This is a genomic window from Thiomicrospira sp., from assembly GCF_014859555.1.
Taxonomy (GTDB): Bacteria; Pseudomonadota; Gammaproteobacteria; order Thiomicrospirales; family Thiomicrospiraceae; genus Thiomicrospira.
On record NZ_JACUTY010000073.1, the window covers coordinates 1 to 6,843 of the forward strand.

6 protein-coding genes are annotated in these 6,843 nt (G+C 44.2%); all 6 read right to left on the reverse strand.

Annotated elements, in window-relative coordinates:
* Window positions 1–71 precede the first annotated feature (71 nt).
* The 6 genes from IBX48_RS09400 to pepN all read right to left on the reverse strand — a co-directional run bounded on the left by IBX48_RS09400 (window position 72) and on the right by pepN (window position 6,766).
* Complete coding sequence (locus IBX48_RS09400) at window positions 72–410, reverse strand: hypothetical protein (RefSeq protein ID WP_296833737.1); 339 nt, start codon at window positions 408–410, stop codon at window positions 72–74.
* Between the two features lie 22 nt (window positions 411–432).
* Window positions 433–1,188, reverse strand: coding sequence for an LPP20 family lipoprotein (locus tag IBX48_RS09405; RefSeq protein WP_296833739.1), 756 nt, complete (start codon window positions 1,186–1,188; stop codon window positions 433–435).
* A 13-nt stretch (window positions 1,189–1,201) separates the two neighbouring features.
* Window positions 1,202–1,522 carry a hypothetical protein gene (locus IBX48_RS09410; RefSeq protein WP_296833742.1) on the reverse strand — a complete coding sequence of 107 codons (321 nt, stop codon included), beginning with the start codon at window positions 1,520–1,522 and terminating at the stop codon, window positions 1,202–1,204.
* Between the two features lie 13 nt (window positions 1,523–1,535).
* On the reverse strand, window positions 1,536–2,660 hold the full coding sequence (locus IBX48_RS09415) for a hypothetical protein (RefSeq protein WP_296833745.1): 1,125 nt from the start codon (window positions 2,658–2,660) through the stop codon (window positions 1,536–1,538).
* A gap of 64 nt (window positions 2,661–2,724) precedes the next feature.
* On the reverse strand, window positions 2,725–4,149 hold the full coding sequence (locus IBX48_RS09420; RefSeq protein WP_296833749.1) for a hypothetical protein: 1,425 nt from the start codon (window positions 4,147–4,149) through the stop codon (window positions 2,725–2,727).
* Window positions 4,112–6,766 (reverse strand): aminopeptidase N, encoded by a 2,655-nt coding sequence (gene pepN, locus IBX48_RS09425; RefSeq protein ID WP_296833752.1) that lies wholly within the window; start codon window positions 6,764–6,766, stop codon window positions 4,112–4,114. Before pepN ends, IBX48_RS09420 begins: the two co-directional genes overlap by 38 nt.
* Window positions 6,767–6,843 lie beyond the last annotated feature (77 nt).

Consider the following 6,843-nt stretch of genomic DNA (forward strand, 5'->3'; position numbering starts at 1 on the left):
AATAAGTGACCTTTTAAGTCCCGCAGAATCAACCAGGGGTTAATCGAGGTGCCCACATGTTAAATAAACAACTAAGGGAATGAGTAACGACTATCAGTGAATCGACCATTATCCGCCCCTATGCGTTTAATGTTCTTAGCCGAGGCGCTGGCCTCGGTGTCCAATCCACCCTGTTTTAATTTGAGAGCTACTTCATCAACTCGAACGCTTAAGGCTTCAATCGCATGACTGTTACGCTGAACCTGTTCGACCTGATTATTCTGTTGGGCACGTTCTTGATTAACCTGACGCTCAAATTGAGACACTTTGTTTTCAAGCACTCTTACTCGGGTTGAAATACTAGACGCCTGCACTGTTTGCCATGCCAGCGCGCCCACCATTACACTTACCGTCAGACCTTTTACTAACATGCCACACACTCCCTATCGGATTTTAGCGATAGCTTGCTGCCTCGTAACAATTAAATCCAAGCGTACAAGTTTCCATTGGTTCCAACACAAGGTCTTGTTGGTTTCCGCTGTAAACGAATACATCTTCAAAAAAGCGACGGTCAACAAACACTTCTAGTACTGTTTCGTAGTTATTATCCGACATTGGCGTGATACTTACAATACGTGCCCCCTTAACAACTGCATTTACACGTGCACGAAAGCTATCACTTTGTGCCGTCATAGTCGCAACCGAGGTATTGCTGTCAATTTTAATACCATATAATTGTTCAGCTAATGAACGGTAAGCATCCAATTTAGAAGCACGGATCGCCATTAAACGTTTTTGGCCATCGGTAAAACCATCATAGGTACTTTGTGCACCATAACCAACACCGGTAATTTTAATCCGATCTTGGCGAGGACGTTGCTTAACAACCATAGGAGCTGGGCGTTCTTCTTTTACTTCTTGCTTGGCTTGCTGAACAGGCTTTTGTGGTGCAGTTTCAACTTGAGTTTGCTGTGGTGCGGATGCATTTGAATCTTCTACTTGCGGTTTTTGTAGCAAATAACGCTGCTCAGCTTGATTTGCGTTATTATCTGGGCGTACCGCATAATCCACTCTATTTGAGGGGCCGTTTCCTTGATAAGTCGTGCTCGAATAATTCACCACTTCTTTAGGTTGAGGCTGTGTGGTTTCGCACCCAGCCAAAACTAATACACTGGCTAGTCCTACACCAATTAACATCTGCTTTTTCATGACTTTACTCCATTCATTCACTTAGTAAATAGGGTTTAGAATAGTAACGCTCTCGCACTTGAACCTCAGGCCCATGATAACGACATAGCGTTGGGTTGTTCTTACAACGTAGCTGCTCGATACTATAGGATCGACCAACTTCATAACGTGGTTTTCGTTCGGTTGTTTGGTTGTAGTAGCTTGGCACACTAACTTGAGCTGGATAAAGTAATCCGCACTCATTTAACCAGCAACCAACGCCTGCTACCGCAGCGGTTTGGGGGCCACTTAAGCCCGCACAACCGTTTAGACTTAAAACAAGGCTTGAAGCAAAAAGAATCCAGACCTTTCTCATAACACAACCTGCTTTAAGGGTAGCTGTTCATGTTGCCGGTATCGTAACCCAAACCACCGTCTGGCGCCCGATAACGGTAGCCGTCTGGTTGCTGAGTTGTAACCGGTTGCGTGTTCACCTGCTCTTTTTCAGCCTCTTCTGAATTAGCGGCCTCTTGCTCAGCAGCTTTAGCTTTTAGTTCTTTTTCCAGCATGTTTCTCTCTACCAACTTAATCGTTTCAACAATTGAGCCGTACTGTTGTTGTAAACTTTTCACTCGATTGTTAATTTCCACGACTCGACGCTGTGCTACTGTTACATTTCGGTTAACGGTATCCAGCTTTTCTTCAAACTTGCTCATATCCACATTTAGCCCGGCTGATGCCCTAGTATCCTTAACCTGTTGCGGCGTTTCAACAGGCACATCGGCCTCTTGTGGTTGTGCTAAATTGATGGGTAATCCTGGTGCATTTGTAATAGCAGGTTGTTTTCCTTGAGAAAGCGCTACAATGTCACCATTAGCTTGCTCAATTTGAAAGCTCAAGGCATCCAGTTTACGATTCAAGTCACGCAGTATATTTTCGTTTGATTGTGAAGCTATTCGACCCACTTCGGCTTCACCACGAATCTCTTCTATCATTTTTACTGTGTCGGCATCGTTACCACCGGTACTTAACGCTCCCCAGGTTGCGATACCTATACCGATCAGTGCTAATACTATTAGCGCTGACCCAAATCCGATAATCATGCTCTTAAGTGAGTCCATTTCTGCCACCGTTAATTCATTACCATTATTTTTACTTGCACGTCTTGCTAAAAAATCATCATCTTCCGTTTGAAAGTCACGCCGAGCAGAGTAACCTTCCGCATCCCCCGTCCTAATGGCCGGGTCAGGCCGTGTTAGCTCAGGTTCAACAGCTCGCTCATTAAGCGGCGTCTCAAACATACGATCCAATTCATCATCCGCATCCAGGCTTGTATCGTCAGCATTTTGCCCAAAACTTTCTTGCTCGGGCTCATCCGATAACGCGGCGAGTAAATCTTCTTCTTCGTCAGGTGCGTTATCACCAGTGGGCCGCTGTTCAAATTCAGCTTCGTCCAGCAGCGAATCAATACTATCAAGATCGTTGGGGTCAATTGTTTTGTCTGGTTCAGCCACAGACGCCACTCCTAATTCTTTGTGGTGCTAGCGAGACTCAATCACTTTCGAGTTCCGCTCAACACTAGGGCTTTATATTCTTTATTGCTATACGTTTCATTCGCCCATTATTCAGTTCAAAAAGCTCAGGCAGTAAATAGTATTTACCATCCTGCTTCACTTCTATGCGCCCTATCTGAGAGTTAATCACATAAGGCATAGGCTGGTTTGAACGACGAATCATTTCAACCGCTATTTCAGCTAAAGCACTAAACAGACCAATGTTAATATTTTCTTCATCTTTTTTGTTTGAAACAGCCTGTTCATAAACAAAGTACCTAGGAATTAATGCGTATGTTTTTTGCCAGGAACTTAATGATAAGTTAAAGATTTTTAAGTCTGGCAACTGCGTTGGTACCCAGATAATCGGGTAATTATATCCATAGTAACCCATCAATGGCGCCAGCTGAATCGCTTGCTGATGCGGGACGGCGGCCACCAATAATGATTTATCTTGACGAACATAATGGTTCGACTCAACCGAACGATCAATCGTGCGCCTTAACCAGTTGATGCGTGCAGTGGATTGTTCGGCTCCCACAAGCCTTGCTAAGGATTTGTCGACGCCGCCTTTTAATAATTCCGGTTCAATCACCAATGAAGGAAAACTTTGTTCAATAGGGTTTAAGCCGAATAACTCGGGTTGACTGAATTGCCGTTCAACCTGCCCAATAAACGGATCCGAACTGGCTGAGTCATCCACTAACCATCCCACATATTGCGGCTTGATGGATGCCAACAAAGGCTGTAATGCGGCCGCATTCACTTCCGCTGATGAGGCTAACGAACGCACATGCGAGTAACTTTGTTGAATTGAAGTAAAGAGAAGCACTGGCTTATGAATATTATTATGCAGAAAAGATTCCGCCTTATGCCGCTCCAATGGCCCAATAATTAGATCAGGATTAAACAAATTAACCAAATTGGCTAACTCACTCATATCTAAATAAAGCTCGGTATCGATCACATAGACTTTTTTATTGGCAAAGGCTTGTTGAATAGGTGCCAGAATAGTTTGACCGGCCTCAGCATAGGGGCCCGATAAGGGCAATAACACTACAATACTTTGTGCATCAACCGCCCCACTAAACTCAACGCGAGGCTGCGGCTCGGTTGTATCCATAAGCCGCATTTGTTGTTGAAGATAGTCAAACCTGTCTACAAACTGATCGGGGGTCTTTTGAGTTTCAAGTTGTTGCATATGCTGGGCAAACACGCCTAGCTCTGAATTTCTTAACGCGATTTCAGTTTTTAGCAACAAAATCTCATAGTCAATCAAGCGAATACGTGAGTCTTGTTGTGATGAAGCCCCGCTCACTCCCGTTTCGGCAAAACTTGCCGAAACGGGAGTGATTAGTATGATAGCGAGTAAAGTCGACAACAGCCAAAACCCTTCTCGATTCAACCTATAATTAACCGGCCACGAGTAACGACTTTTCAACCAGCTCATAAACATCCTTTGAGTTCGCTTGCTGCGAAATTCTATTTAATTGCGCCAACATCAACGCCTGTCGGCGGTCATCATAACGAGACCAGTGCGTTAAAGGGGTTAAAATTCTGGCAGCAACTTGAGGGTTAAGCTTGTCTAAATGCAGCACTTGGTCGGCTAACCATTCGTATCCTTGACCCGTTGTTTGATGAAAGGCTTTAAGGTTTTGGCGTGCAAACACCCCAACCACACTTCGGACACGGTTTGGTGTGCGATAAGAAAACTTGGCGTGGCTCAATAAATCTTTCACTTGTTTTAATGCATCCGAACGGTTGGCCGACGCTTTCAATGCAAACCACTTATCCAGCACCAGAGCTTCATCTTGCCAACGATTATAAAAGTCATCCATACAAGTTTCGGCTTGCTCGGACTCTACATGAGATAAGGCTTCTAGTGCCACCAACACATCGGTCATGTTGGCCTGATTTTGATATTGAGCCACCGCTAACGCAATGGCTTGGGTTGACTCTGATGCCACTAAATATTGTAAACAACGGTTTTTCATAAGCCGTTGCGCTATGTCTTGTTTGTTATAGGCGTATGGCTTGGTTTCATTTAAGGCTTGGTAAGACAGCTCTAACTCGGAATAGTACAACAGTCCTAAGGCTTGCTTCATTTGTTGATGTGCGGTTAGTAACGCGTCTATATCGACTTGCTCATATTGTTCAATTAAGTAACTCATATCAGGCAAACTAAGTGCATAAGCTTGCAAGGCCAAATCTTGAACTAGGCCTGCGTTGACTTCATTTAACAAGCGCAAAAACACACGCGAATAAGACTCTCCCAACTGATAGTTTTTACCCGCCTGCAAGCGGGTTACGTTATGCATAAGGTCGGCCACAGCCAATCTTTGAGCCGCTTCCCAACGATTAAAACTGTCAGTATCATGCTGTGCTAAAAACTCGAGCTCGACCAAACTATAGCCATACTGAAGGCTAACTGGAGCGGAAAACTCTCTTAACAAAGAAGGGATCGGAGCTTTTTCAACTTCGACGAACTCAAAGGTTTGTTGGCTTTGCGTAAGCTGAAGAATAGCACTGTCCGCTTCAATTCGAATCGTATCGGCACAAGCCTTAGCCGGGTATAAAGTAAGCGCTTCGCCCGTTGGTGATAATAATCCGATCTTGATCGGAATTAACAGGGGATGAGCATCCACCAGGCCTGGTGTCGACTGTTGGCAATGAATTTGATAGCATTTATTGGCGGCATCGTAATGGGTATCCACCTTCAAGATCGGTGTTCCAGGCTGAACATACCATTGGTGCATTTGAGCCAAATCTACTTGATTTGCATCCGCCATCGCTTGGCGGAAGTCTTGAACCGTGACAGCCTGCCCATCATAACGTTCAAAATATAGATCCATGCCTTTTCTAAAGCCATCTCGACCCAGCAAGGTTTGATAAAGCCGAACTACCTCGGCACCTTTTTCATACACCGTCATCGTATAAAAGTTATTCATTTCAATATAAGACTGGGGTTGAATCGGGTGCGATGTAGGGCCGGCATCCTCAGGAAACTGAACACTGCGCAAACGCCTTACATCCTCAATACGCTTGACAGCTGACGATAAACGATCGGCGGTAAACTCTTGATCTCGAAATACGGTTAAACCTTCTTTTAAGGTTAATTGAAACCAGTCTCGACAAGTAATTCGGTTTCCTGTCCAGTTATGAAAGTATTCATGTGCAATCACCGCTTCAACACCTTCGAAATCTGTATCAGTCGCCGTCTGTGGATCCGCCAGTACAAATTTTGAATTAAAAACATTCAGCCCTTTGTTTTCCATTGCGCCCATATTAAAATCATCGACCGCCACAATCATATAAATATCCAGATCATACACCCGACCAAACCGCTCTTCGTCCCAACGCATCGAATGGATTAACGAATCCATCGCATGACGACATTTAGATAAGTGAGCCGCGTCGGTATAGATACGCAAACAAATATCTCGGCCATCCTGCGCTTTAAAATGGTCTTCCATATAAGCCAGGTCACCGGCGACCAACGCAAATAAATAACAAGGTTTTTTAAATGGATCCTGCCATTTCGCAAAATGCCGCCCATCCGACAAATCGCCAAACTCAATCAAATTACCATTTGAAAGCAAAACTGGGTTATTGACTTTGTCGGCAATGATAGTCGTACTATAGACACTTAAAACATCGGGGCGATCTAGGAAGTAGGTGATCTTACGAAAACCTTCCGCCTCGCATTGGGTGCAATAGTTTCCACCGGATCGATATAAGCCTTCCAACGCCGTGTTGGATTCAGGACTAACGCGCGTAACGATTTCTATCACACAGACCGGTGCGTCAATATCGAGGGTTAAAAACTGATCGTTTAATTGATAATTTAGTTTCGATAACACTTGACCATCAATAGACACCGAAACTAATTCCAGATTTTCGCCATTTAGTTTCAGTTGTTTAGCTTGAGGATGCGCTTTTTTAATCGATAACCGATTGGTCACCAGAGTCGCTTTGGGTAAAAGTTCAAATGTTAAGTCCACCGCTTCGATCGAGAATTCAGTGGGTTGGTAGTCCTTCAAATAATTTACACTCACATCGGTAACCACATCAGCATCCTTAATTATCTTAATTTGGGCACCTCGATTAACCCCTGATTCATTCTGGCAACGCCAAGTTTTTCAGA